The sequence below is a fragment of the Shewanella sp. YQ_9 genome (assembly GCF_043103185.1).
Taxonomy (GTDB): domain Bacteria; phylum Pseudomonadota; class Gammaproteobacteria; order Enterobacterales; family Shewanellaceae; genus Shewanella; species Shewanella algae.
Window position 1 is genome coordinate 25,230 of sequence record NZ_JBICJO010000042.1, and the last position, 26,165, is coordinate 51,394.

At 53.4% G+C, this 26,165-nt stretch carries 18 protein-coding genes; 12 read left to right on the forward strand and 6 right to left on the reverse strand.

The window, feature by feature from the left end; translation table 11 throughout:
- Positions 1–9: 9 nt before the first annotated feature.
- The 10 genes from prc to ACF8D4_RS13150 all read left to right on the forward strand — a co-directional run bounded on the left by prc (position 10) and on the right by ACF8D4_RS13150 (position 19,125).
- On the forward strand, positions 10–2,073 hold the full coding sequence (gene prc, locus ACF8D4_RS13105; protein WP_107004912.1) for a carboxy terminal-processing peptidase: 2,064 nt from the start codon (positions 10–12) through the stop codon (positions 2,071–2,073).
- A 125-nt stretch (positions 2,074–2,198) separates the two neighbouring features.
- A complete protein-coding gene (pepN, locus tag ACF8D4_RS13110; RefSeq protein ID WP_107004911.1) occupies positions 2,199–4,784 on the forward strand; it encodes an aminopeptidase N in 2,586 nt (861 codons plus the stop codon).
- A gap of 8 nt (positions 4,785–4,792) precedes the next feature.
- Positions 4,793–5,008 carry a DUF2835 domain-containing protein gene (locus tag ACF8D4_RS13115; RefSeq protein ID WP_025011156.1) on the forward strand — a complete coding sequence of 72 codons (216 nt, stop codon included), beginning with the start codon at positions 4,793–4,795 and terminating at the stop codon, positions 5,006–5,008.
- A 315-nt stretch (positions 5,009–5,323) separates the two neighbouring features.
- Positions 5,324–7,378: a DUF1302 domain-containing protein gene (locus ACF8D4_RS13120; protein WP_028781454.1), complete on the forward strand. Its 2,055-nt coding sequence runs from the start codon at positions 5,324–5,326 to the stop codon at positions 7,376–7,378.
- A gap of 13 nt (positions 7,379–7,391) precedes the next feature.
- A complete protein-coding gene (locus ACF8D4_RS13125; RefSeq protein WP_025887720.1) occupies positions 7,392–8,759 on the forward strand; it encodes a DUF1329 domain-containing protein in 1,368 nt (455 codons plus the stop codon).
- An 89-nt stretch (positions 8,760–8,848) separates the two neighbouring features.
- Positions 8,849–9,889, forward strand: coding sequence for a YCF48-related protein (locus ACF8D4_RS13130; RefSeq protein WP_107004910.1), 1,041 nt, complete (start codon positions 8,849–8,851; stop codon positions 9,887–9,889).
- Positions 9,890–9,901: 12 nt separating this feature from the next.
- Positions 9,902–12,211 (forward strand): RND family transporter, encoded by a 2,310-nt coding sequence (locus ACF8D4_RS13135; RefSeq protein WP_392465231.1) that lies wholly within the window; start codon positions 9,902–9,904, stop codon positions 12,209–12,211.
- A gap of 265 nt (positions 12,212–12,476) precedes the next feature.
- Complete coding sequence (locus ACF8D4_RS13140) at positions 12,477–17,324, forward strand: NAD-glutamate dehydrogenase (protein WP_392465233.1); 4,848 nt, start codon at positions 12,477–12,479, stop codon at positions 17,322–17,324.
- Between the two features lie 61 nt (positions 17,325–17,385).
- Positions 17,386–18,405, forward strand: coding sequence for a quinone-dependent dihydroorotate dehydrogenase (gene pyrD, locus ACF8D4_RS13145; protein ID WP_028781458.1), 1,020 nt, complete (start codon positions 17,386–17,388; stop codon positions 18,403–18,405).
- A 186-nt stretch (positions 18,406–18,591) separates the two neighbouring features.
- Positions 18,592–19,125, forward strand: coding sequence for a cell division protein ZapC (locus ACF8D4_RS13150; RefSeq protein WP_025011151.1), 534 nt, complete (start codon positions 18,592–18,594; stop codon positions 19,123–19,125).
- Between the two features lie 54 nt (positions 19,126–19,179).
- On the opposite strand, the gene ACF8D4_RS13155 is transcribed toward ACF8D4_RS13150, so the two are convergent.
- Positions 19,180–20,061, reverse strand: coding sequence for a LysR family transcriptional regulator (locus ACF8D4_RS13155; RefSeq protein ID WP_101059960.1), 882 nt, complete (start codon positions 20,059–20,061; stop codon positions 19,180–19,182).
- 109 nt (positions 20,062–20,170) lie between these two features.
- Here ACF8D4_RS13155 and ACF8D4_RS13160 point away from each other — a divergent pair, with 109 nt between their 5' ends.
- Together ACF8D4_RS13160 and ACF8D4_RS13165 are read left to right on the forward strand one after the other, a co-directional pair.
- Positions 20,171–21,034, forward strand: coding sequence for an MBL fold metallo-hydrolase (locus ACF8D4_RS13160; protein ID WP_392465235.1), 864 nt, complete (start codon positions 20,171–20,173; stop codon positions 21,032–21,034).
- Positions 21,028–21,774 carry a DsbA family protein gene (locus ACF8D4_RS13165; protein ID WP_101059958.1) on the forward strand — a complete coding sequence of 249 codons (747 nt, stop codon included), beginning with the start codon at positions 21,028–21,030 and terminating at the stop codon, positions 21,772–21,774. Before ACF8D4_RS13160 ends, ACF8D4_RS13165 begins: the two co-directional genes overlap by 7 nt.
- A gap of 195 nt (positions 21,775–21,969) precedes the next feature.
- On the opposite strand, the gene hisIE is transcribed toward ACF8D4_RS13165, so the two are convergent.
- From hisIE to hisB, 5 genes are all read right to left on the reverse strand, one after another.
- Positions 21,970–22,620: a bifunctional phosphoribosyl-AMP cyclohydrolase/phosphoribosyl-ATP diphosphatase HisIE gene (gene hisIE / locus ACF8D4_RS13170; protein WP_392465237.1), complete on the reverse strand. Its 651-nt coding sequence runs from the start codon at positions 22,618–22,620 to the stop codon at positions 21,970–21,972.
- 296 nt (positions 22,621–22,916) lie between these two features.
- The gene (gene hisF / locus ACF8D4_RS13175; RefSeq protein WP_044734598.1) at positions 22,917–23,690 is read right to left on the reverse strand and encodes an imidazole glycerol phosphate synthase subunit HisF; all 774 of its coding nucleotides are present in this window, start codon (positions 23,688–23,690) and stop codon (positions 22,917–22,919) included.
- Positions 23,672–24,409 carry a 1-(5-phosphoribosyl)-5-[(5-phosphoribosylamino)methylideneamino]imidazole-4-carboxamide isomerase gene (gene hisA, locus ACF8D4_RS13180; RefSeq protein WP_345855208.1) on the reverse strand — a complete coding sequence of 246 codons (738 nt, stop codon included), beginning with the start codon at positions 24,407–24,409 and terminating at the stop codon, positions 23,672–23,674. Before hisA ends, hisF begins: the two co-directional genes overlap by 19 nt.
- A complete protein-coding gene (hisH, locus tag ACF8D4_RS13185) occupies positions 24,406–25,068 on the reverse strand; it encodes an imidazole glycerol phosphate synthase subunit HisH (protein ID WP_392465239.1) in 663 nt (220 codons plus the stop codon). The genes hisA and hisH overlap by 4 nt, the downstream gene beginning before the upstream one ends.
- On the reverse strand, positions 25,068–26,135 hold the full coding sequence (gene hisB, locus ACF8D4_RS13190) for a bifunctional histidinol-phosphatase/imidazoleglycerol-phosphate dehydratase HisB (protein ID WP_392465241.1): 1,068 nt from the start codon (positions 26,133–26,135) through the stop codon (positions 25,068–25,070). The genes hisH and hisB overlap by 1 nt, the downstream gene beginning before the upstream one ends.
- Positions 26,136–26,165: the final 30 nt, after the last annotated feature.

Sequence of the window (26,165 nt, forward strand, 5' to 3'; positions counted from 1 at the left end):
AACTTGCTGATGCGAAAATTTATTCTTGCTGCATCGATCGCCAGTGTCTTTATGGGATCCCAGGCGCTGGCTATCTCACCGGCAGTCCCGGTCAGCGAGTTACCCCATTTGCAACAGGAGCCGCAACACAAGGTTGCCAGTAAACGGATAACCGGCCTGTTCAGTCGCTCCCATTATCACAGATTCGATCTGGATGATGCCTTCTCGCAGCAGATCTTCAAACGCTTTCTTGAACAACTCGACTACCGCCGCAATGTATTGTTGCAGAGCGATATCGACAGTTTTAAGGTTTATGCCAATCAGTTTGACGATATGGTACGCAGCGGCGATCTGGAACCGGCGTACAAGATGTACGATCTGGTGCAGCAGCGCCGTTACGAGCGTTTTGTCTATGCCTTGAGTCTGCTCGACAAAGAGATGGACTTTAATCAGGCCGGCGATGCTTATGTCTTTGATCGTAAAGATGCCGCCTGGCCCAAAGACGAGGCCGAGCTCAACGAGCTGTGGCGTCAGCGGGTCAAGTACGATGCCCTCAACCTCAAGCTGACCGGTAAAGAGTGGCCGGAGATTGTTGATGTGCTGGGTAAGCGCTACAACAATGCCATCAAGCGCTTGAAGCAAACCAACAGTGAAGACGTGTTCCAGGGGCTGATGAATGCATTTGCCCGCAGTGTCGAACCGCACACCAGTTACCTGTCTCCCCGTAATGCCGAACGTTTCCAGATGGAGATGAACCTTAGCCTGGAAGGGATAGGCGCCGTATTGCAGATGGAAGATGACTACACAGTTATCAAGAGTCTGGTGGCCGGTGGTCCTGCTGCGCTGAGTGAGAAGCTGGCGCCTGAAGACAGAATTGTCGGTGTAGGTCAGGAAGGCAAGGAGATGGTCGATGTTATCGGCTGGCGTCTGGATGATGTAGTCGACCTGATCAAAGGCCCTAAAGGTAGCAAGGTGACTCTGCAGGTGCTGCCCAAGAAAGGCGGCTCCAATGCCAAACCCATCAATGTGACTGTGGTGCGGGACAAAATTCGTCTTGAAGACAGGGCGGCGACTTCCAAGATAGTCGAGCCGGAAACCGGTCCTTACGCTCAGCGTAAAATTGGTGTTATCCAGATCCCCGGCTTCTATATGGACTTATCCCGCGATGTGGCCAAGGAGTTGCAAACACTCAATGAAGCCAAGGTTGAAGGTGTGATTATTGACTTGCGTGGTAACGGTGGTGGCGCCTTGACCGAAGCGACTTTGCTTACCGGGCTGTTTATCGATCAGGGGCCTGTGGTGCAAATTCGTGACGCCAACGGTCGCATCAGCGAAAACCGTGACAACGATGGCAAGAGCTATTATGACGGTCCACTCACAGTGATGGTTGACCGTTACTCGGCCTCGGCATCGGAAATTTTTGCCGCTGCGCTGCAGGATTATGGCCGCGCCTTGATTATCGGTGAGTCTACCTTCGGTAAAGGCACAGTGCAGCAGCACAAGAGCCTTGGCCGTATCTACGACCTGTATGAAAAGCCGGTTGGCCATGTGCAGTACACTATAGCCAAGTTCTACCGTATTAATGGTGGCAGCACTCAGTTGAAAGGTGTGACTCCGGATATTCCGTTCCCCAGTGCGTTGGAGCCGGGGGAATATGGTGAGGCGGAAGAAGACAATGCACTGCCATGGGATAAGGTGCCTGTAGCCAAGTACCAGCCTTTGGGTGAAATCGGCGCAGAGATGGTCAGCAATCTTGCGAAACGCCACGAGAGTCGGATTAAGCAGGACGTCGAGTTCGGTTATATACTGCAGGACATCGGCGAGTTCAAGAAACACCATAAAGAGAAGAGTGTTTCTCTGGTGGAAAGTGAGCGCTTGGCCGAGCGGGATAAGGACGATCAGAAACAGTTGGCCCGCCTCAACGAACGTCGGGTTGACCATGGTCTCGAACCCTTGAAGTCTCTGGATGACGATGAAAATGTCTCCGAAGACGAGAAGAAAATCGAGACTCCGGATGCCTTCCTCGATGAAGCCGTCTATATCACTCTGGATATGGTGGACTATCAGAGATTGGCAAAAAACAGCGCAAATTGATGCTGGCTCCAGGAAACATAAAAACGCGCTGATTGCGCGTTTTTTGTTTGCTCCCAGCGCGAACAGAGGCAAGATCAGTCAACGAACTCAGCGACTGCCAGTGCCCAACGAATTAAGGATGACCTATGTCTGAAGCACAAACCATTTCCCCGCAACAACTGCAGGCCAAGCACCTGGCCGATTATCGTCTACCGGCATTTTTGATCCCCGAACTGTCACTCTCATTTCAGCTTGAACCCAAGCAAACCCGAGTGACGGCCGTCAGCCGGGTAAAGCGCAACGGCAGTCACAATGAGCCTCTGCAGCTTGATGGTGACGAGCTGGAACTGGAGCAGCTGTTGGTCAATGGTGAACCGGCCGACTATCGCCTCGAGCCGGGTAAACTACTGCTTGAAACCGAACTCAACGAATTTGAATTGACTCTGGTGACTCGCATCAGCCCGGCCGATAACTCGGCACTGGAAGGCCTGTACATGTCCGATGGCGCCTATTGCACTCAGTGTGAGGCGGAAGGTTTCAGGCGCATCACCTATTTTCTCGACCGTCCCGATGTGCTGGCCAAATACCAGGTACGTATCGAAGCCGACAAGGCGTTTCCTTTCCTGCTCTCCAACGGCAACTTGCTGGAGAAAGGGGAGATGGCCGATGGTCGTCATTTCGCCGTCTGGCAAGACCCTTTCCCTAAACCCGCTTACCTGTTTGCCTTGGTTGCCGGTGACTTTGACCTGCTGGAAGACAGCTTTACCACCCGCTCCGGCAGAGAGGTCAAACTGCAGGTGTTTGTCGACAAGGGCAACCTGCACAAGGCCGGACACGCCATGGCTTCACTTAAAAAGGCGATGGCCTGGGACGAGTCACGCTTTGATCTCGAGTACGATCTCGATATCTACATGGTGGTGGCTGTGGACTTCTTCAACATGGGCGCCATGGAAAACAAGGGCCTGAACATCTTCAACACCAAGTATGTGTTGGCGGATAGAGACACGGCGACCGATGATGACTTTCACGGTATAGAATCTGTGATTGGTCACGAATATTTCCACAACTGGACCGGCAACCGGGTAACTTGCCGCGATTGGTTCCAACTGAGCCTGAAAGAGGGCTTGACTGTATTTCGCGATCAGGAATTCAGCTCAGATCTCGGCTCCCGGGCCGTCAACCGTATTCATGCCATCAAGGTCATCAAGAACCAGCAGTTCGCCGAGGATTCTGGCCCGATGTCGCATCCTATTCGCCCCGAAAGCGTGATAGAGATGAATAATTTCTACACAGTCACTGTTTACAACAAGGGCGCCGAGGTGATCCGCATGATGCACACCCTGCTGGGTGAGCAGGCCTTCCAGGCAGGGATGAAGCTCTATTTCGAGCGCCACGACGGCCAGGCGGTTACCTGTGATGACTTTGTCGCTGCTATGGAAGATGCCTCAGGTAAAGATCTGACTCAATTCCGCCTTTGGTATAGCCAGGCGGGCACCCCTCAGGTGACAGTGACCGATGAGTATGAGGCAAGCACAGCGACTTACCGCCTGCACCTCAAACAGTTCACCCCAGTGCGCGCCGGTGAAGCGGCCAAGGCAGCGTTGCATATTCCGTTCAGCCTGGAACTGCTGGGCAATGACGGCAACGCCTTGGTCAACCAAGTGTTTGATTTTACCCAGGCCGAGCAGACTCTGGAGTTCAAGGATATCAGTGCCCGTCCGATCCCTTCGCTGTTGCAGGACTTTTCGGCGCCGGTGAAGCTCAAGTATGACTACAGCACAGTGCAGCTGCTCTGCTTACTGCGCCATGCCGGCAGTGAAGTGGCCCGCTGGGAAGCGGCGATGAGTCTCTTCAGCCGCGCTGTTTGGGCCAATGTGACTTTACTTGAACAAGGGCAGGGGATGCATCTGGATCCTCGGGTTGTCGACGGCTTCAGAGGTGTGATACTGGACGAAGCTTTGGATAAGGGCCTTGTGGCCGAAATTCTCAAGCTGCTTTCAGTGTCTTCCTTGATTGAGCAGGCCGATAAGGTTGAATTGGATGCCCTGTTGCTGGCTCGCGACTTTGTGATTGAAGCCATCGCCACTGGCTGTGAAGATGAGCTGCTGGCCCGTTATCGTCAATTGCTGCCACTGGATGAGGCTGCCGCCCGCAGTTTGAAAAACACTCTGCTTTGGCTGCTGGCCAAAGTCTCTGATGAGCATGAGTCTTTGATTGAACAGCAGTTTGCATCGGCCTCTGGCATGACAGATGCGCTGGGCGCGCTGCTTGCCGCCAATGATGCCGATTGTGATTGCCGCAATACCCTGATGCAGGCATTCGAGCAGCGCTGGAACCAGACCCCTCTGGTGATGGACAAGTGGTTCAGCCTGCAGGCGATGGCCGAAGATGATGAGGTGATCGCCAGACTCGAGACCCTGTTGCAACATCCAGCTTTTAGTCTGAATAATCCCAACCGGGTTCGTTCCCTGGTGGGCAGTTTTGCTGCGGCCAATGTGCGCCAATTCCACCGCCAGGACGGCAAGGGATATGCTTTCCTTACCGTCATGCTCAAACAGCTCAATCGCCTCAACCCGCAAGTGGCTGCACGGATCATTACTCCGCTGATCCAGTTTGCCAAGTTTGACGCCGGGCGTCAGGCCAAAATGAAGGCTTGCCTGCAGGAGTTGTTGGCTATGCCTGAGCTGTCACGGGATCTTTATGAGAAGGTCAGCCGCGCACTGGAAGACTGAGCTTAAAGATGGAATTTTACTTTCGCCTCAATCTGAGTTATCAGGACTTTTTACCTTACTATCAAGGTATTGCTGAAAATGTTGAGGTCAGGGAAAAGGGTGGCAAGATCCTCTGGATCAACGGCCGTCGTCTACGTCCTTTTCTGACCGCCGATGGTATTCACGGTGAATTCCATCTCAGATTGGACCGGGATGGAAAGTTCATTTCCCTGAAACAACTTTAGAGTAATTACTTAAAACGGTCGACTAAATCAGTCGGCCGTTTTTTACAGCTGTAACAAAGGTTAATTCATTGAAATTAATTGGGTTATAGCTGTTAACCTTCACTGTCGTTTGCATACTCAACAAAAATTTAAATCCCTGCGCCTTTCCTGAATGACGGATCCGTCTTAAGTCCTCAAATCTGCACAATAAATTTCTCAGTATCCGCCTTGCTCATCAGCATTAATTGCTGTAACAATGGTGTTACCTGTGAGCTAACAAGATGTTGGTTGAGACTCCTATAACAATTAATCCAGCAGGTTACGGAGAAGCGATAAATGAAAACAGTGATAAACCGTTTTAACAAGTCGGCGCTCGCTTTGGGGGTGGCGTCGGCACTGAGTTTAGGGATGATCCCCAGTGTCGAAGCGGTGTCTTTCAAATGGGGCGATGTGGATGGCTCCTTTGATTCGACCTGGACCTTGGGCGCCAGTTGGCGCGTGGAAGGACGTGACTGGGATGGTCAGATAGGTAAGGTTAACCATCCCAGATTCGACTGGAGTGGCTATTCCGCTTTTACTGATACCAAGTACACGGCTGCCGAGATCTGGGCGCAGCCCGGTTCTTATTCCAGCAACAATGACTTGAGTAATCTCCTCTATTCCAAGGGTGATACCACCTCGGAAATCTTCAAGGGGCTGCACGAGCTGTCGCTCAAGTATGAGAATTTCGGTATTTTCGCCCGCGGCATGTATTTCTACGATCGTAAGCTGAACGACAGAATTTACGATTTCAATGATCCTCTGACCGGCAACCGCTACGACCCTTGCGCCGACAAGCGCGCCGAGGAAGTGCAGTGTAAGGATATACGTCTGCTGGATGCCTTCGTCTATGCCAACTTCGATTTCAACGATGGTGCCAATCCACTGACTATCCGTGTGGGTAATCAAGTGGTGTCATGGGGGGAAAGCACACTGATTTCCCATGGTATTGCGGTGATCAACCCGGTTGATTTGAACATACTCAACGCGCCGGGCGCCGAACTGAAGGAAGCCTTCAGGCCACAGGGTATGGTGTGGGCCTCTTTTGGGGTGACCGAAAACTTGTCGCTGGAAGCTTTCTATCAGTATGACTGGGAGCCTATCTGGGTTCCGACTCCCGGGTCGATTTTCGGCACCAATGACTTTGTCGGTTACGGTGGCTACAACCAAAACGCTCAGCTCGGCTTCAACGCCAACCCGGATATCAATCTCGACTTCCTGACCCAGGAATATAACCGTCTGTCCAACATGATAGCCTCCGGACAGAATATTCCGACCGAGCAGTTGGTGCAGATGGCACTGGCTTATCCCACCAAGGTGACATTGGTGGAAGATGAAGCCGCTCCCAGCGATTCCGGTCAGTACGGTATCAAACTGGGTTATTACGCTCCGGAGCTGGGTGAAACCGAGTTTGGCTTGTACTACATGAACTACCATAGCCGTCGCCCACTCATTAGTGGTACCACGGCGGACTTCAGTACAGGCGCGCTGCTGTCAGATATGGCGGTGCTTGGGCAAAACGCCGGCAATATTAACCGTGAAGTGCTGCTGAGCCTGGACAGCTTCTCCAAGGCCCAGGTGGTTTATCCTGAAGATATCAAGCTCTATGGCTTTAGCTTCAACACCTTGCTTGGCGATACCTCTGTAGCCGGTGAAATCGCACACCGCCAGGATGAGCCACTGCAGATTGATGATGTGGAACTGCTATTTGCCGCTATGCCACAACAGCTTGCCAACGCAGGGCTGAGACCGGATCTTGATGGTTTGTCCCAGTACACTTCCTATGTCAAGGATGTCGGTCCAGGTGAATACGCCGAAGGTTATATTCGTCTCGATACCACTCAAGCGCAGATGACCTTTACCCACTTGTTCGGTCCCACCTTGGGTACCGATAATCTGACCATGCTCGCCGAAGTCGGTGGGGTATGGATCCACGATATGCCAAGTTTTGATGAACTCAGGCTCAATGGTCCAGGCACAGGTCGCAGCGGCGGCAATCCGGATATGCCTGGCATCATAGAGGCGTTGCACAATGGCCCTGAAACCAATCCGTTCCCGACAGATTTCGCCTGGGGTTACCGGATTGTCGCCAAGGCCGATTTCAACAACGTGTTCTCCGGCATCAATATGTCACCTCGAGTGATTTTCTCCCATGACGTTGAGGGTATCACCCCGGATCCTATGTTCCTGTTTACCGAAGGTCGCAAGTCCGTGGCACTGGGACTCAGTTTTGACTACCAGAGCCGCTGGGGCGCGGATCTTTCCTATAACAGTTTCTTCGGTGGGGTAGGCACAACCAACGCGATGGCCGATCGCGATTATGTGTCTTTCAACGTTAAGTTTTCGATCTGATAAGGACAATAAAATGAGAACTATAGCTATATTGTCTGCTGCTGTGATCCTGGCTTTGGGGGCCACCACAGCTGTAGAAGCCAAGATTTCCGAGGCCGATGCGGCAAAATTGGGTACCAGTCTGACTCCACTCGGGGCTGAGAAGGGCCCCAATGCCGATGGCAGTATTCCGGCTTGGGACGGCGGTATTACCACACCTCCAGCGGGCTATCAAAAGGGCATGCACCATCCCGATCCTTTCCCGGATGACAAGCCGCTGGCGACGGTTACCGCGGCCAACAAGGATCAATACAAGGAGTTTTTGACGCCTGGTCAGCTGAAGATGTTCGAAACCTATCCAGATAGTTTCAAAATGAACATCTACCAGACCCGGCGTACCGCTTCTGTGCCTCAGTTTGTCTATGATGCCACCAAGGCCAATGCTACCCGTGCAACTCTGGTAGCCGAGGGCAATGGTGTCGATGGCGCTTCCATAGGTATTCCTTTCCCTGAGCCGGCCAATGGCCTTGAAGCCATCTGGAACCATATCCTCAGATTCCGCGGTATTGATATCGAAACCGAGCGTAGCCAAGCCGCGCCTACCGCCAGCGGCGATTATACTCTGGTGGAAATGGCCGAAGAGATACGCTTCGAATATTCACGCCCGGATGCCAGTCTCGAAGAGTTGAAAAAAAACAATATCTTGTTTGAATTCAAACAGGTAGTTACCCAGCCCGCGCGTCTTGCCGGTACCGCGCTATTGGTGAAGGAAACCATGGATCAGGAAAAGGAACCCCGCCAGGCCTGGACTTACAACACAGGGCAGCGCCGGGTGAGAAAGGCGCCCAACGTGGCCTTCGACACACCAGGTACGGTTTCCGATGGCCTGCGCACCACGGATGATTTCGATATGTTCAATGGTTCGCCTTCCCGTTACAACTGGGAACTACTTGGCAAGAAAGAGATCTTCATTCCTTATAACGACTACCGTCTGCACTCGGATAAGGTCAAGTACAGTGAGTTGCTCAAGCCAGGTCACCTGAACCCTGACTATGTGCGTTATGAAAAGCACAGAGTCTGGGTGGTCAAGGCCAGCTTGAAAGAGGGAATGCGCCACATCTACAAGACCCGGGTTTTCTATCTGGATGAGGATTCCTGGCAGGTATCAATCGCCGATCTGTACGACAACCGTGACGAACTGTATCGGGTTGCCATGGCTCATGGCCTGAACTACTACGAGGTGCCGACTCACTGGAGTACCCTCGAGGTGTATCACGATCTGCAGTCCCGTCGCTATATCGCCATAGGTTTGGATAACGAAGGCCGTATGTATGACTTCGATGCCAAGTTGTCCGAGGCCAACTTCACCCCGGCAGCGCTGCGCCGCGAAGGGATACGTTAAGCCTGTGGCATCTGTAATGGGTGGCTGAGGTCACCCAGTTGGAAATTCCAGGGGCGCGTGCGCCCCTTTCAACCCTAAGGAAGTCTGTAATGTCGTATCGCATGCTTCAAGCAGCGGCTCTGGGCCTTGGCATACTCACATTCCAGGGCGCGATTTCGCCCCTTCACGCCGAAACGCAATCTGCAACCGGGGCTCTGACCGGCCAGCTGCAGCCTTTGGCGGTTCACTCTTTGATGTTGGATATTGCTCAGGCCGGCAGCACTATGGTGGCGGTCGGTGAGCGGGGTCATATCTTAAGGCTCAGCGCCGATGCCAATCAGTGGCAACAGGTGGCGACACCGAGTCAGGCGCAGTTGACCAAGGTATTTTTTCTCGATGCCAACCATGGCTGGGCCGTGGGCCATGATGCCACCATTCTTGCCACCCAAGATGGCGGGCTCTCCTGGCTGCAACAGTTCAGTTCGCCAGAGCTTGCCCGGCCCTTGTTGGATGTTTGGTTTGCCGACTCGCAAAACGGAATAGCCGTTGGCGCCTATGGTCTATTTCTGCGCACCACAGATGGTGGCCAAAGCTGGCAGAAAGAATTTCATCCCGAGCTCTTGAGCCAAGATGACGCCTATTATCTGGCGGATCTCAAACAGCAGGATGAAGAGGCCTATCAGGCCGAGTCTGACTCTATTCTGCCCCATTTCAATCGGGTCATCGCCCTTGAAGATAAGCGCTTGCTTATGGTCGGGGAGCTGGGAATGGTAGCTATTTCCGAAGATGGCGGCCGTTTGTGGCAGCGACTGGAGTTTATTTATGACGGCTCTTTGTTCAATGCCATAGAAAGGGATAAACAGCTCTATGTGTTTGGTCTGCGAGGGCATGCCTTCAGCGCACCGGAAGATATGAGTCAGTGGCAGGAGATAAAGATGCCGCTTGAGTCGACCCTCAATGCGGCAGCGCCGGTCAAAGGGAGCCTGCTGCTGGTCGGCAATGGCGGCGCTGTGATTCGTTTGGATAACAACTTACACGCTGAGCTGGTAACCCAGCGCAGAGGGGAAAACTTATCGGCAGTTGCCGTTGACCCCAAGGGCCGGTTATGGATAGCCGGAACCAAAGGGCTTTTCGAACTAAAACAACAATAAAGGGCCATTATTATGTTAGACAGACTGGTCAATGGGATTGAGAGTTTTCTCTTTCGCAATCGTATCGGAGTGATACTGCTGTTTGCGCTGACCACGGTATTTCTGGGCTTTCAGGCCAGTCAGCTGAAAATGGATGCGGCATTTGTCAAAAACATTCCGCTGCATCATCCCTATATGCAGACCTACCTCAAACACCAGAAGCAGTTTGGCGGTGCCAACTCCATCATGGTGGCGGTAGAAGACAGCAGCGGTAATATTTTCAATCCGGCGTTTTTCGACACCCTGAAGAATGTGCATGATCAACTGTTCTTTATTCCCGGGGTAGAGCGCTCTCAGGTGAAATCCCTGTTTTCGCCGTCGACACGTTTTACCGAAGTGGTGGAAGACGGCTTTGCCGGAGGGCCAGTGATCCCGGCGGATTTCAGTACGACAGAAGCCGGGCTTGAGCGGGTCAGAGGCAATATCGAAAAGGCCGGCATAGTCGGCCGTCTGGTGGCAGAGGACTACAGCGCTGCCATGGTGACGGCGCAGCTGATGGACTTTGATCCGCAAACCGGCGAGCCATTGGACACTTTGGCGTTTGCTGCCCAACTGGAAGAGCAGCTCAGAGGTCAGTTTGAAAAAGATGGCATCAAGATTCACATCATAGGTTTTGCCAAGATGGCCGGCGATGTGGCAGATGGGGCCAAAGGGGTACTGCTGTTTTTCCTGATAGCCATTTTAGTCACGGCCCTGATGGTGTATCTCTTCTCCCGCTCTATGGTGTTGACCCTGCTGCCTTTGGTGTGCAGCTTGATTGCCGTGGTCTGGCAGCTTGGTCTCTTGACCGTGGTGGGCTTTGGCTTGGATCCCATGTCGATTCTGGTGCCGTTTTTGGTATTTGCCATAGGTGTCAGCCACGGGGTACAGATGATCAACGCCATCCGCAAGCGGGTCGCCGATGGTCAGAGTACCAAGGTGGCGGCGGCTTCGGCGTTTCGTAGCCTCTTGGTACCGGGCGGGGTCGCCTTGCTGTCGGATACCATAGGGTTTATGACCTTGCTGGCAATCGATATCGGCATTATTCGCGAGCTGGCTATTTCCGCATCGCTTGGGGTGGCGGTGATCATCCTGACCAACCTGGTGCTCTTGCCTTTGGTGATCTCCTTCTTCCAGATAAAGGCCGAGAAAGCGGACGCTGGCACCGAGGCCAAGACAGCGGCCTTTTGGCAAAAGCTCACCTGTTTTGCCACTCCAAAATATGCTGTGGTGGTGGTAGCTGCCACTGCGCTGCTTTATCTGGGCGGGTTGCAGCAAGCCGGCAAGATGCAAATCGGCGATCTTCAGGGCGGAGCACCGGCGCTGCATCAGGACTCCCGCTATAACCAGGACACCTTCTTTATTACCGATCATTTCTCTATCACCACAGACGTGATGAGTGTGATAGTGGAAGCCTATCCCGAGGCCTGTACCTATCACTCGGCGCTGGAGAAGATTGACAGGTTCGAATGGTTGGCGCGCAACACCCCAGGGGTTGAGTTTACCGCCAGTATCGCCTCGGTGGCACGCCAGGTGAATGCCGGTTTCAACGAGGGTAGCCCCAAGTGGCAGGTATTGCCCAGGAGCCCGGCCAGCCTGGCACAGTTGGTGTCACAAATTCCTACCAGCACAGGCCTGCTGAACGGCGATTGCTCTGTGATGCCTGTTTATCTGTTTCTTAAGGATCATAAGGCGGAAACCATAGAGCAGGTGGTGAACAAGGTGAAGCTGCTGGCCGCCGAAATGGACGACGACAAGCTGAGCTTTAAACTCGCTTCCGGCCCGGTCGGGGTGATGGCGGCAACCAACGAGGCCGTGGCCGAGGCGCAGCTGCCTATGATGCTGTATGTCTATGGCGCGGTGTTTATCCTCTGCCTGATAAGCTTCCGCTCACTGAAAGCCACGGTTGCAGTGATTCTGCCTCTGTATGTGGTATCGACACTGGCGCAGGCACTGATGACCTGGCTGGATATAGGCCTGACGGTGAGCACCTTGCCGGTTATTGCCCTCGGGGTGGGTATTGGGGTGGACTATGGCATCTATATCCTGTCGACCATGGCCGTGAAACTGCGCGATGGTATGGCGGTGCAGCAGGCCTATTTCGAAGCCTTGATGGAGCGGGGCTGTGCGGTCATCTTCACTGGCCTGACCTTGGCTATTGGGGTGAGCACCTGGTTCTTCTCTGCACTTAAGTTCCAGATGGATATGGGAATTTTGCTTACCTTTATGTTTGTGGTCAACATGCTCGGGGCCATAATTATCCTGCCTGCGCTGGCGGCACTTTTCTGGCGCAAACACAGTTAGTGATGGGGGCAGGGGAAGAAGTTTCTCCTGCCCTTGCTGCATAGTTAGTCTGTTATTCCGATTACTTCTTCACCACTCCCTTCAATATCCCGTCATTGCTGGATTTGTACAGGATGTACCACTAAAATTTTGCTCGAATTATGGTGTGTTTAGTAATACACTGCGCGGCATGACCTCGGTCACAAAAAATTCAGGCCCGGGTCATTCGTCGAAGCATCCATATAATGAAAAAAGCGCTGCCATAGACGCTTAAGGAAACAGCAAAATGGCCTTGAAAGATGCAATGCCTTCAGTACTGCTTGAAAAGGTAGTCAGTTTAATCCACTCCAAAGTCCCTAAAGCACAAGCAAATCAGGTGGAACAGTTCGCCACCTGCCTCTACGCTCACATGTCCAAGGACGATCTCCTGGCCCGTAACGATAGCGATCTCTACGGTGCCGTCCTGAGTCTTTGGAATGCCCTGAACAGCACGCCTTGTGGGGAAACTCACTTAAGGGTATTTAACCCAAGCCAGGCCAAGCACGGCTGGCAATCAACCCACTCCATTATAGAAGTTGTGCAGCCCGATATGCCCTTCCTGGTGGATTCTGTGGGTATGGCCCTCAACCGTTTGGGGATCACGGCTCATATGATGTTGCATACGCCACTGGCCATTGAGCGCCAGGGCACAGACATCAAGCGGGTCAGCTTTGTTAACGACAGCAAGGAAGACAGCGACAAGGTGGCGGTATTCCTGATCGAAATCGACCGCCAAAGCAGCGACAAGGACATAAAACAACTCGAAAAAGAGATAGAGTCCGTGCTCGGTGATGTCGCCGCCGCCGTCAATGACTGGCGCGCCATGTCCGATAAGCTGGCAGAAGTGGCTGAAGAGCTGCCAAAGCGCCCATTCCCCGGTGAGAAAGCCGAACTTGAAGAAGCGACTCGCTTCCTTAACTATTTGAACAACCATCATTTTACTCTGATGGGTTATCGTCGCTACGACCTGCGAAAAGTCGAGGGTGACGTTGAGCTGGTGCCGGATATGGCAAGCAGCCTGGGCTTGATGAACAAACCCGGCAAGGCGCAGCCAGAGCACGGTTTGATGCTGTCTTCTTTCTCTGAATCGGCTCGCCGCGAAGCGCTGGACAACAGTTTGCTGATCCTGACCAAGAGCAGTGCCAAGAGCCGGGTTCACAGACCCGCCTATGTCGACTATATCGGCGTCAAACGTTTCGATGAGGCCGGTAATGTCGTCGGTGAAGACAGATTCATCGGCCTGTATGCCTCCAATCTGTACAACCGCAGCCCGAAAGAGATCCCCCTGCTGGCCGAGAAAGTCCAGCGGGTGATGGACAAGTCAGGACTGGCACCGCGCTCCCACGACTATAAAGCGTTGATGAATATTCTGGAAAATCTGCCAAGGGACGAGATTATTCAGGCAAGCGTCGAAGAGTTGTCGCACATGGCGCATGGCGTGTTGGAGATGCAGGATAGAGATAAACTCAAGCTGTTTGTCCGTAAAGACGGTTTCGGCCGCTTCCTGTCCTGTTTGGTGTATGTCTCCAAAGACAGATACAACACCCGTCTGCGTGAAGATACTCAAAGGATCTTCGCCCAAACCTTTAACAGTAATGAAGAGGTGGAGTTTACCACTTACTTCTCCGAGTCGAGCTTGGCCCGTACCCACTACATAGTTAAAGTCGACAACAACAATAATTTGGAACTCGATGTGGCTGCCATAGAAAACAATCTGATTGAAGCCGCTCGCTCATGGGAAGATAAACTTCAGAGCGCGCTCAACAATTCACTGGGTGAAGAGCAGGGCACTCGCCTGTTCAAGCGTTATCTGACCGCATTCCCGCAGAGTTACAAAGACGACGTGCTGCCGACTTCGGCCGTGGTGGATCTGCAGCAACTGGAAGCGCTGGACGATGACCATAAGCTGGGCATGTTGTTCTATCAGCCACAGGAAGCGGCGCCCGGCAGCAACAAGGTACGTTTGAAGCTGTTCCACAAGGATGAGCCTATCCATTTGTCGGATGTGCTGCCTATGCTGGAAAACTTCGGTCTCAGGGTGATCAATGAGCGTCCCTATGAAGTGAAGAGCACAGATGGTGCAACCTTCTGGATCCTCGACTTCCTGATGACAGTACAGGGCGGCGCCACTGAAAACCTGGCAGACAGCCAGGACAGATTCCAGACCGCGCTGGCTCAGGTTTGGCAGAAAAAACTGGAAGACGACGGCTTCAACCGTATGGTGCTGGCTACCGGGCTTTCCGGCCGCGAAGTGTCAGTGCTGCGCGCTTATGCCAAGTATATGCGTCAAATAGATGCGACCTTCAGCCAGGCTTACATCGAAGAAACCTTCAGCCGTTATCCGCAGATTGCCGATTCGCTGGTGAAGATGTTTATTCGTAAGTTCAATCCCAAGCTGAAGACCCGCACGCTGGATAAGTTTATCGAGCAGATCAATCTGCGTCTCGATGACGTATCCAGCCTGGATGATGACCGTATCATTCGCCGCTATCTGGATCTTATCAACGCCACGTTGAGAACCAACTTCTATCAGCAAGATGCCGCCGGCCAGCCGAAGGATTATATCTCCTTCAAGTTTGCCCCCAACCAGATCCCTGAAATGCCCAAGCCGCTGCCGAAGTTTGAAATCTTCGTCTACAGCCCAAGGGTTGAAGGTGTGCATCTGCGTGGTGGTAAAGTGGCCCGTGGTGGTCTGCGCTGGTCTGATCGCCGCGAGGACTTCCGTACCGAAGTGCTGGGTCTGGTGAAGGCACAGCAGGTTAAGAACACTGTGATTGTGCCCGTAGGTGCCAAGGGTGGCTTTGTTTGTAAACAACTGCCGACCGAAGGCGGCCGTGAAGCCTTCTTCAACGAAGGTCAGGAATGCTACCGGATCTTTATCCGTGGTCTGCTGGATATCACAGACAATATCGTCAACGGCGACCTGGTTCCTCCTGTGGATGTGGTGCGTCACGATGAAGACGACCCTTACCTGGTGGTTGCCGCCGATAAGGGCACGGCGACCTTCTCTGACACCGCCAACGCCATTGCCATCGAATATGGCTTCTGGCTGGGTGATGCCTTCGCGTCCGGTGGTTCCAACGGTTATGACCACAAGAAGATGGGCATCACCGCCCGCGGCGCCTGGGAGTCGGTGAAACGTCACTTCCGCGAAGTAGGTATCGATTGCCAGACCACAGATTTCACCTGTGTGGGTATAGGTGACATGGCCGGTGACGTATTCGGTAACGGCATGCTCTTGTCTGAGCACACCCAACTGGTGGCGGCTTTCAACCACATGCATATCTTTATTGACCCAACGCCGGACTCAGCGACCAGCTTTGTCGAGCGTCAGCGTCTGTTTAATCTGCCTCGCTCCAGCTGGGAAGACTATAACAAGGAGCTGATCTCCAAAGGCGGTGGTATCTTTGCCCGTAGCGCAAAATCCATCAGTTTGACGCCGGAAATCAAGAAGATGCTGGCGACCGACAAGGATGCTATGACGCCGACTGAGCTGATCAAGTGCCTGCTGAAAATGCCGGTAGACCTGATCTGGAACGGCGGTATCGGTACTTATGTCAAAGCGAGCAGTGAAACCCATGCCGAAGTCGGCGACCGCGCCAACGACGGTTTGAGGGTCAACGGTGGCGAGCTTAAGGCCAAGATCATAGGTGAAGGCGGTAACCTGGGTTGTACTCAGCTCGGCCGTATCGAATACGCTGCCAATGGTGGCCGTATCAACACCGACTTTGTCGATAACGTGGGTGGTGTGGACTGTTCGGATAACGAAGTTAACATCAAAATTCTGCTCAACGCCCTGGTGGCCGAAGGCGAGATGACTCTCAAGCAGCGTAACCGCTTGCTGGAAGAGATGACAGATGAAGTCGCTCAGATAGTGCTGCAGGACTGTAAAGATCAGACTCGCACCATCTCTGTGACTCAGGTGCGCGGCGCCGAGCAGCTCAAAGAGCAGATCCGCTTCATCAACTACCTGGAAAAAGAAGGTAAGTTGGACCGGGCACTGGAATTCCTGCCTACAGAAGAGGAGCTGTCCGAGCGTCTGGCCAGCGGCCGTGGTTTGACCCGTCCTGAGCTGTCGGTATTGGTGGCTTACGCCAAGATGGTGCTCAAGGAGCAACTGCTGACACCTGTGATCACAGATGACGCCTGGTTGAGCCAACTGCTGGTGGATTACTTCCCTGGCAAGCTGCAGCAGAAGTATGCCGACAAGATGACTCAGCATCCGCTGCGCGGTGAGATCATTGCTACCTCGCTGGCCAATGAACTGGTTAACGATATGGGGCTTAATTTCGTTCAGCGTATGCAGGATGAGACAGGCGCCTCAGTTGCCGATGCCGCCATTTGTTACACTATGGCTCGCGAAGTGTTTGGTTTGGCAGATTTAACCAAAGCCATTACTGACTTGAACGGCATAGTACCCGCGGTTGTTCAGGGCGAGATGCTGCACCAGCTGCGCCGTAACATGCGCCGTGCCTGTCGCTGGTTCCTGCGTAACCGTAGCCGCGCCATGAGCATAGAGCAGGTTGTTGCCTTCTATAAGCCGGTGTTCGACGAGCTGAAAGCCAATATCCGCTCTTATCTGGTAGCCGATGAGCTGGCGGGTATTGAAGAGGATATCGCCGCACTGGAAAAAGAAGCCGTGCCTCATGAGGTGGCCAGTCTGGTTGCCAACATGAGTACGCTGTTCTCGGCACTGGATATCGCTCAGATAGCTCAGCTGGAATCCAAGCCGGTTTCACTGGTGGCAGAAACTTACTTCAAGTTGGGCGCCAGAATCGATCTGCACTGGTTCCTGGAGCAGATCGGTGGTCAGCCGGTGGCCAACCACTGGCAGGCACTGGCCAGAGCAGCCTTCCGTGAGGAGCTGGATTGGCAGCAAAGAGCACTGACATCGGCGGTACTGCGCAGCTGTACCGACAGCTGTGAGTCCGATGCCATTATCGAACAATGGGTCGAACTCAATCAGGGCTTGCTGGAGCGCTGGTTCCACATGCTGGCTGACTTCAAGACATCGCAAACCCATGAATTTGCGAAGTTCTCAGTAGCGCTACGTGAACTGAATCTGCTGATCCTGCACTGCGAAGGGCAGAAGTAAGCTATTATAACAATAAGAGCCCTGGCAAACGCCGGGGCTTTTTTTAGGTCTAGGAGAAACCATGTTTTACAAACTCGCACAAAAAGTCATGTTTCAGATGGATCCTGAGCGCGCCCACAACTTTGCCATCAGTAGTCTCAGAACCACAGGTAACTCACCGCTGAACTGCTTTTATGCACAGCATCTTGCCCCGGCCCCGGTCGAATTCATGGGGCTGACATTCCCTAATCCCGTCGGTTTGGCCGCCGGTATGGATAAAGACGGTGAATGTATCGATGCCTTTCATGCCATGGGATTTGGTCATATTGAAGTGGGAACTGTGACCCCAAGACCGCAACCCGGTAACGATAAACCTCGGCTTTTCCGGATTAAGCCGGCCAAGGCTATTATCAATCGCATGGGCTTTAATAATCTCGGCGTGGATAATCTGGTGGCTAATCTCAAGGCTAAAAAATCCAATGCCATGGTCGGTGTCAATATAGGTAAAAATAAAGATACACCGGTAGAGCAGGGGAAAGATGATTATCTGATCTGTATGGACAAGGTTTATGCCTATGCCGATTACATCGCGGTTAATATTTCTTCTCCCAATACACCCGGCCTGCGTACCATGCAATATGGCGAATTATTGGACGACTTGCTGGCGAGCTTAAAAAACAAACAAACAGAACTGGCAGAAAAGCATGGCAAGTATGTACCCATAGCATTAAAAATAGCGCCGGATCTAACCGAAGAAGAGATCGAAAAGATCGCCGAGTCATTATTGAAACATAAGTTTGATGGTGCCATAGCGACCAATACCACTTTGACCCGTGATGGGGTCAGTGGCCTGGCCAACTCCAACGAGACAGGTGGCCTCAGCGGTAAGCCGCTGAACAAGTTGTCGACCAAGGTGATCAAATATTTGGCGCAGTGTTTGAAAGGTGAGATCCCGATCCTGGGGGTAGGCGGTATTAATAGCGCCGAGGATGCTCTGGATAAATTGGATGCAGGAGCAAGCATGGTGCAGATCTATTCCGGCTTTATCTATCAAGGGCCAAAATTAATTAAAGATATTGTTGACGCTTATAGATCCAAATAAGTTAAAAAACACTCAAAGGGATCGCAATTGCGATCCTTTTTTATTTGAATTGATCGTTTTTTGATCTAAAGGATCTGTCTAAGATATTGTTATCTCAATCTAATATCTAAAACTTTTTTTGATATTGGGTAAAATATCATCTATTATTCCGTTTGTAATAAATCACAGGTCTTATTGGATTGCGTTATGTTATTAATGCCAAACAGAGATTGGCAATGGAGATATAACGATTCGTATGGTGTCCTTAGCGTATCGTTAGGTTCGGAAATGGAATTTCTGACTCCTTATAAAGCCAAGACTTTGATACCGGATGCAATGAAAGAAGCAGAATTTAGCGTCGAGCACGCCAAGTTCTATATTGACCTGCTTGATCGTCTAACCAAATCACTGTCATTGACGGATGCACAAGTGGTTCAACTGGCATTGAATGCTACCGCTGCTCACTTTATGCAAAAACCGCAGATGCCTAAGTCATGGTTCTTCGACACCAGTGCTGTCTGTGTTTACAGTGAGCCGGGAAAGATGTTTGATCTCAAATGTCGTGGAGAGCGTGTGCTGGTGATGGTGGTTGAGACCGGGCTGCAGGCTTCTTTGGTAATGATGTTGGCCAACGAATGTCGACTCAGCGATGTCAAAACCCTGACCCGCTTTGAAACCATCAAGGTGATGCACGATCGTCTGCATCCGCTCAGGGCACAGCAGCAGATAGTTGCTGCCTGACAAGGGTTGTCAGCGAGTATGAACGGGGCCTATGGCCCCGTTTTTGGTTTGTCTTCAGCCTGAGAATGTCTGGCTCAAGTGGTCAATCAAGGCTCTCAGTGCCACCGGCATATGCTCTCTTGAGCTATAGAGAGCGTAGGCCGTCATGACCCTCGGTGTCCAATCCGGCAGCAAGCATTGCAAGCTGCCATCTTTGAGTGCCTCAGCCAGCAGATAATCGGGCAGTTGGGCGATACCGCTGCCGGCCTGAGCCGCCCTGAGTAACACTGTCGCTTCATTGGCCACCAGTTGGCAGTTGACCGCTACAGATTCGTTCTGCTCTCCCTTGGAAAGATGCCAAAGATTGCGATTGAAATGGCGGTAGCCAAGGCACAGGTGTTGGCGAAGATCCCTGGGGTGCTGCGGCGCCGAATACTGTTTGAGGTATTCAGGAGAAGCCACCAGCTGCGAATTCACCCTGATAAGCGGCTTGCCAATCAACAAGGGATCCGGGCTTGAAGCAATACGGATCACCAGATCGACCCTTTCCGCCACCAGATCCACAGCGCGATCGCTCACATCCAACTCGATTTCCACCCCGGGATTAAGCCTGATGAATTGCGCGAGGCTCGCTGCCAGTCGTGCGTGTGCGAATGACATGCTACTGCTTATTCTCAGTTTGCCGGTCAATTGTCTGCGTCTCTCGCTTAGGCTGATTTCCAATGCCTCACGGGTCGAGAGTAACTGGCGACAATATGTCAGGCACTGATTCCCGGCATCTGTAAGGGTTACACTGCGGGTGGTGCGATTGAGTAATCTGGCGCCCAACCAATCCTCAAGCGTCTTGATATGGCGGGTTACCATGGCGCGCGACATCTCAAGCCGCTCGGCGGTAGCGGTAAAGCTGCCACTGGCGGCCAGATCCACAAAGACTTCGGCGGCGGTTAATCTGTCCATCTGCGATTACTTGTCCGGATTATGCAACAATATTGCGCAATTTTAGCCGTATATCTGCATTAATTGAAATCATAAACTGGCCAACGTTGAAATTCACCGGAGTAAAACCATGCTTAAATCACTCGTATTGGCCGCCAGTTTAGTGTTGCCATTTTCTTTACACGCCGAATCGGACGCCCTCGACTTCAAAGTCTATAATGCCGACGGTAACAGCTTTCATGTCAACGCCACCCTGATAACCGGTGAAAAGGAAGCCATTTTGGTCGACACAGGCTTCACCCGCGCCGATGCCTTGCGACTGGCCGCCGAGATTCTGGACAGTGGCAAGCAGTTGACCACTGTATTCGTCAGCCAGGCGGATCCTGACTATTACTTCGGGGTTGCCACACTCAAACAGTTTTTCCCTAAAGCAAAATACCTGACGACCCCGGCAGTGCACGCACAAATTTCGGCCAAACTGGAAGACAAGCTGAGCTTTTGGATCCCCAGAATGGGTAGCAATGCCCCCCTCAAGGCGCAGCTGCCAGAGATATTTAAAGGCAGTCAATTAATGCTTGAAGGCAAGGCGATTGAGATAAAAGGTGACCAGGGAATGCTGGCTGACAGGCCATACCTCTGGGTACCTTCCAGCAAAACCATTCTCGGCAATGTGGCCGTCTCCGGGGGCTTGCACCTGTGGATGGCTGATAGTCAGAGCCAGAGTGAGCGAGCGGCCTGGAAGGCGCAGCTTGCGGAAATGGCGGCGCTTAAACCTGCCAAGGTGATCCCCGGGCACATGTTGTCTGAATCTTTTCTCGAGCAGGACAATATTGCCGCGACACTCAAGTACCTGCAGGATTTCGAACAAGCCGAAGCCGACACGCAAACCAGCGCTGAGCTTATTGACACCATGCAGCGTCTGTACCCGAATGCCGGGCTTGCTATGGCATTGGAGATAGGTGCCAAGGTCAGCAAGGGCGAGATGAAATGGTGAGGCTGCACTACTTTTTTGACCCCTTGTGCGGCTGGTGCCATGGTGCGGCGCCCCTCATTCATGCCCTGAGTGCCAGACTCCCGATAGTTTTGCACGCCGGCGGCCTGATGGAGGCAACAAGAATAACGCCCGGTCTCAGGCAACATATCCTCAGCCACGACAGCAAAATTGCCAAGCTGACCGGGCAGCCCTTTGGCGACGATTACACTCAGGGTTTGCTTCAATGCCCTGACGCCGTGTTGGACTCGGGACCGGCCATTGCCGCCATCCTGCTCGCCGAAAAGGCGGCAGGGCAGGGATTGGCGCTGCTGGAGATATTGCAGCGTGGCCATTATGTTCAGGGTTTAAGGCTTGCCGAGCCTGAAGTGTTACTGCAACTGCTGACGGAGCTGCCGAGTCTCCAGGTACTGGGACGCGAGAAATTGGCTAGCGATCTGACGGCGTTTATGAAAGCAAACTCAGCCGGGCAGATATCGCCGCTGGCGAGCCATATCGCCCAGAGCCGGGCCATGATGGCTAAGCTCGGATTGGCTGGCTTTCCGTCGCTGGTTCTGGAAAGCGAAATCGGTGAGTGGCACCCTGTGCCTTTGAACCGCTTCTACGGCCAGACAGAGGCAATGCTGGGTTGGTTTGACTCAAGTTTTGCCAAACAGCTCTCTGGGATTGGCGCCAAGAGAGATAATCCGAAAGCCGCGCCAAGCGCTCCGGCGGCTTGTATCCTGGGAGGCGGCTGCGATTAAGCTTTCCGCATGGATTAGAGAGGGCTTAAGGGCGTTGGAAGGGGCTGCAATCTTACTCTTGGCTTAAGTAGAAGCAGTGTAAGCTTGCGATAAAAGCTGACAGCAGAAGGGGATGAATACCTATTGGTTGCATTCATCCTCTTCTCTTTTGCTTTGTTCGTTGGTACTGTGCCACAGCCTTATGTTGGCTTTGCTTTAACCCTGTGCCGCTTTGGCCTGGGTGTGGCGTTTGGCCAGGTTGGCATGGATATCATCGAGGGACAGTTGCTGATCTTCCAGCAGTACCAAGAGGTGATAGAGGAGATCCGAGGCTTCATTCACCAACTCTTCGCGATCATGAGTGGCCGCCGCCAGCGCGGTTTCCAATCCCTCTTCGCCCACCTTCTGGGCAATGCGCTTGGTACCACGCTGAAACAGCGAAGCGGTGTAGCTCTCGTTGGGGTTTTCTTCCTTTCGGGAGGCTATAAGGCTTTGCAGGCGATTGATAAAGGGGTGCACTTCGCCGCAGGCCGGATTATCCCAGCAGCTGTCAGTCCCCTTGTGGCAGGTGGGGCCTATGGGGTTGGCCTGCAGCAGCAGGCTGTCGTTGTCACAGTCCACTCCTATGCTGACCAATTGCAGCAGATTGCCTGAGCTTTCACCCTTGGTCCAGAGCCGCTGTTTGCTGCGGCTGTAGAAGGTCACCAGGCCTTTGCTCAGGGTGACATCCAGGGCTTCGCGGTTCATATAACCCAGCATCAACACCTTGCCACTGTGAAAGTTCTGTACTACGGCCGGCAGTAATCCTTGTTGTTTGTCCCAGTCCAACTGTTTGAGCCAGTCGGCATTGTTTGTCTCGGTTGTCATATCAAATACCTGTATTGGGTTGTGGGGCTTATGGAAGGTGCGAACAAGTCCCATGTGTGCTCTGCGTCGGCTTACAGGCCTGGATGCAAGGCGTGGTTCGCAGCAAATGGCCCTAGTCCTTTGTAAGAAGCACAACACAGCAGATAGGCCTGTAAGCCACGCCCTTTGGGGCTTTCACAGCAACCGGCTCTCTGCGTTATCCGACTTTGACAGGCCCCGGCATGCCTTCAGTCAGATACCTTGAACGCCAATTGCTGTGCAAGCCAGAGTGCCACGAGGACTTATTCGCACCTTCCTTAGCTGCGAATGGCGACGCCACTTTGCTTGAGAAAGGCTTTCAGCGCCTGGATCTCTATGATCCCCTTGTGAAATACGCTGGCGGCCAGGGCGGCATCGACCTTGGCTTTGTCGAAGACCTCGAGAAAATGCGCCATGGTGCCGGCACCGCCGGAGGCGATAAGCGGCACATCACAGACGGCTCTCACTTTGGCGAGCTGCTCGATATCATAACCCTGGCGCACCCCATCTTGGTTCATCACATTGAGGACGATTTCGCCGCAGCCCTGGCGTTGCACCTCTTCGACCCAATCCAAGGTGTGCCATTGGGTGTCGCGGGTCGCCGCTTCATCGCCGGTAAACTGTTTCACCTTATAGCTGTTGTCATTGGCATCGAAGAAAGAGTCTATACCCACCACTATGCACTGGCGGCCGAATTCATCCTGCAGCCTGCGAATAAGGCTGGGATCCGACAGTGCAGGTGAATTGATGGAGATCTTGTCGGCACCGAATGCCAGCAGCTCGCGTGCCTGGGCCAGGGTCTTGATGCCACCGGCCACACAGAAGGGGATGTCTATCTGCTGCGCCACCCGGCTAACCCAGGACTTATCCACCACCCGCGAGTGGGCGCTGGCGGTGATATCATAGAACACCAGTTCATCGGCGCCTTCGGCGGCATATCTGGCCGCCAGCGGCACGATGTCACCTATGGTTTCGTGGTTACGAAACTGCACGCCTTTGACCACCTTACCGTCCCGTACATCGAGACAAGGGACTATACGTTTTGCCAGCATGCGATCGCCTCCTCTACGCTGAATTCACCGGTGAGCAAGGCCTTGCCGATAATCAGGCCGCTGGCGCCGGAATCCCTGACCGCGGCCACATCATCCAGACTGGCGATACCGCCGGAGGCCTGCCAGGCGATATCGGGAAAGGTCTGCGCCAATTCGCGGTACAGGGCCGTGTTGGCCCCCGTCATAGTGCCATCACGACTGATGTCGGTGACCAAGGCATGTTTAAGGCCCAAAGGGGCAAATTGGGCCACCAGAGATTCCAGGGTTTTGCCACCGCCACTCTGCCAGCCGTGAACCGCCACTATTTTCTCGCCCGCGGCATTGATATTGACATCCAGCGCCAGACAGATGGCATCCGGGCCGTATTGCTCGAGCCAGGCGCCAACCAGTTTGGGCTCACGCACCGCCAATGAACCTATCACTACCCGGGAAACCCCGGCCTTGAATAGTTCATCGAGCTGACGCTGACTGCGCACGCCGCCGCCCACTTGCAGTGGCGTATCCAGGGCGGCCGCGAGCGAAGCTATCAGGCTGCTCTGGCAGCGCTCAGGGTTCTTGGCGCCGGTCAAGTCCACCAGATGCAAGAGCGAAGCGCCCTGGGCCTGATAAGCGAGCAGTTGAGCCTCAGGTTGCAGATTGAAGCGGGTCTCCTGTTGGTAATCGCCCTGAAACAAGCGCACTACCTGACCTTCTATAAGATCGATTGCCGGTATAATCATGCTACAGCTCCGTTAAAATCATCCTGGGTCAGAGTGAGAAAGTTAGCCAGGATAAGGCTGCCGATAGCGGCGCTCTTTTCCGGGTGAAACTGCACTCCCATAAAGTTGTCTTTGGCAATGGCGGCGCTGAAACGCTCGCCGTAACAGCATTCGGCTATGGTGGCCGCGGAAGGCGCGGCGCAAAAGGAATGGACGAAATAGCAGTAGCTGCCTTCATCGATACCGGCAAACAGCGGGTGTGCCTGGCCGTTGGCATCAAGTACGGGGCTCAGTTGATCCCAGCCCATATGTGGACGGGGCAACCCCTTGCAGTCGAGCTGGCGTATAGTGCCCGGGATCAGCCCAAGACACTGGCATTCATCGGCATCCTCGCCACTTTCCTGCGAGCTGTCACACATGAGCTGCATACCGAGACATACTCCCAGCACCGGCTGTTTCAGCGCCTTGATAACAGGAATTAACTGCTTTTCAGTGAGCGCCGCCATGGCGGCTCTGGCTGTGCCCACCCCGGGAAGCACCACTCTTTCGGCGCTGCGGATAACCTCGGCATCATCACTGATACAGACTTCGGCGCCGAGGCGCTCAAAAGCGTATTTCACCGAGCTTAAGTTGGCGCAGCCGGTATCAATTATCACTGTCTTGGCGACGGCTTGGGTCATTACAACACTCCCTTACTGGAAGGCAAGGCATCGCCTTCAACCTTGATGGCCTGGCGCAGAGTGCGCCCCAGCACCTTGAACAGCGCCTCTACCTTGTGGTGGTCGTTGTCGCCCTCGCAGCCAAGGTGCAGGGTGCAGCGCAGGCCGTCGGCAAAGGAGCGAAAGAAGTGCGCTACCATCTCTGTGGCCAGCTCACCGACCTTTTCCCGCTCAAATACGGCGTTGAACTTGAGGAAGGGACGACCGGAGAGATCCAGCAGGCAGTCGCCGCGGGCTTCATCCATGGGCAGGGAAAAGCCGAAACGGGCAATACCGCGTTTATCACCCAGCGCCTGACGCAAAGCATCGCCCAGCGCCAGCGCGGTATCTTCCACACTGTGGTGATCGTCTATCTCAAGATCGCCGTCAACCTTGACCGCCAGTTTGAAATTGCCGTGGGTGGCAATCTGATCCAGCATGTGATCGAAAAAGCCTATGCCGGTATTGATGTCGCTGCTGCCGGCGCGGTCGAGATCCACCTCGACCCGAATGTCGGTCTCTTTGGTGGTGCGCACCACAGTTGCCTGGCGACCCCGGCTCAAGAGGGCATCACAGATATCGCCCCAGTTGAGCTTTTCCCTGTCATAGCGATAGCCGGTCAAGCCCATGGCCTCGGCCAGGGCAGTATCGGTTTCCCGATCACCAATAACTGCCGAGCGGGTGAAATCCACCAGGCCCTGGGTCAGAAACTCTTTTACCAACCCGAGTTTGGGTTTGCGGCAACTGCAGTTTTCATCGTTGAAGTGAGGGCAAATCAACACCTCGCTGAAGTTGACCCCCTGGCTTGAAAAAATCTGCATCATCAGATTGTGGGGGGCATCGAAGTCTTCTTTCGGGAAGGAGGGGGTGCCCAGGCCATCCTGATTGGAGACCATCACCAAGCGGTAACCGGCGCTTTGCAGTTTGAGCAGCGCCGGAATAACGCCGGGTTCAAACACCAGCTTATCCAGTCTGTCCACCTGTTTGTCGGTTTGCGGCTCTTCAATAAGGGTGCCGTCGCGGTCGATAAAGAGTATTTTCTGGCTCATTGATGTTTCCTTGTGCCGGCCGCTGCCGGG

What these genes read in the sequence shown, in the direction of transcription:
- pepN (WP_107004911.1), top strand. Translation starts at nt 2,199, where the DNA reads ATGTCTGAAGCACAAACCATTTCCCCGCAACAACTGCAGGCCAAGCAC.
- ACF8D4_RS13135 (WP_392465231.1), top strand. Translation starts at nt 9,902, where the DNA reads ATGTTAGACAGACTGGTCAATGGGATTGAGAGTTTTCTCTTTCGCAAT.
- hisA (WP_345855208.1), bottom strand. Translation starts at nt 24,409, where the DNA reads ATGATTATACCGGCAATCGATCTTATAGAAGGTCAGGTAGTGCGCTTG.
- ACF8D4_RS13140 (WP_392465233.1), top strand. Translation starts at nt 12,477, where the DNA reads ATGGCCTTGAAAGATGCAATGCCTTCAGTACTGCTTGAAAAGGTAGTC.
- hisF (WP_044734598.1), bottom strand. Translation starts at nt 23,690, where the DNA reads ATGCTGGCAAAACGTATAGTCCCTTGTCTCGATGTACGGGACGGTAAG.
- ACF8D4_RS13165 (WP_101059958.1), top strand. Translation starts at nt 21,028, where the DNA reads ATGGTGAGGCTGCACTACTTTTTTGACCCCTTGTGCGGCTGGTGCCAT.
- prc (WP_107004912.1), top strand. Translation starts at nt 10, where the DNA reads ATGCGAAAATTTATTCTTGCTGCATCGATCGCCAGTGTCTTTATGGGA.
- hisH (WP_392465239.1), bottom strand. Translation starts at nt 25,068, where the DNA reads ATGACCCAAGCCGTCGCCAAGACAGTGATAATTGATACCGGCTGCGCC.
- ACF8D4_RS13150 (WP_025011151.1), top strand. Translation starts at nt 18,592, where the DNA reads ATGTTATTAATGCCAAACAGAGATTGGCAATGGAGATATAACGATTCG.
- ACF8D4_RS13125 (WP_025887720.1), top strand. Translation starts at nt 7,392, where the DNA reads ATGAGAACTATAGCTATATTGTCTGCTGCTGTGATCCTGGCTTTGGGG.
- pyrD (WP_028781458.1), top strand. Translation starts at nt 17,386, where the DNA reads ATGTTTTACAAACTCGCACAAAAAGTCATGTTTCAGATGGATCCTGAG.
- ACF8D4_RS13130 (WP_107004910.1), top strand. Translation starts at nt 8,849, where the DNA reads ATGTCGTATCGCATGCTTCAAGCAGCGGCTCTGGGCCTTGGCATACTC.
- ACF8D4_RS13120 (WP_028781454.1), top strand. Translation starts at nt 5,324, where the DNA reads ATGAAAACAGTGATAAACCGTTTTAACAAGTCGGCGCTCGCTTTGGGG.
- ACF8D4_RS13160 (WP_392465235.1), top strand. Translation starts at nt 20,171, where the DNA reads ATGCTTAAATCACTCGTATTGGCCGCCAGTTTAGTGTTGCCATTTTCT.
- hisIE (WP_392465237.1), bottom strand. Translation starts at nt 22,620, where the DNA reads ATGACAACCGAGACAAACAATGCCGACTGGCTCAAACAGTTGGACTGG.
- hisB (WP_392465241.1), bottom strand. Translation starts at nt 26,135, where the DNA reads ATGAGCCAGAAAATACTCTTTATCGACCGCGACGGCACCCTTATTGAA.
- ACF8D4_RS13115 (WP_025011156.1), top strand. Translation starts at nt 4,793, where the DNA reads ATGGAATTTTACTTTCGCCTCAATCTGAGTTATCAGGACTTTTTACCT.
- ACF8D4_RS13155 (WP_101059960.1), bottom strand. Translation starts at nt 20,061, where the DNA reads ATGGACAGATTAACCGCCGCCGAAGTCTTTGTGGATCTGGCCGCCAGT.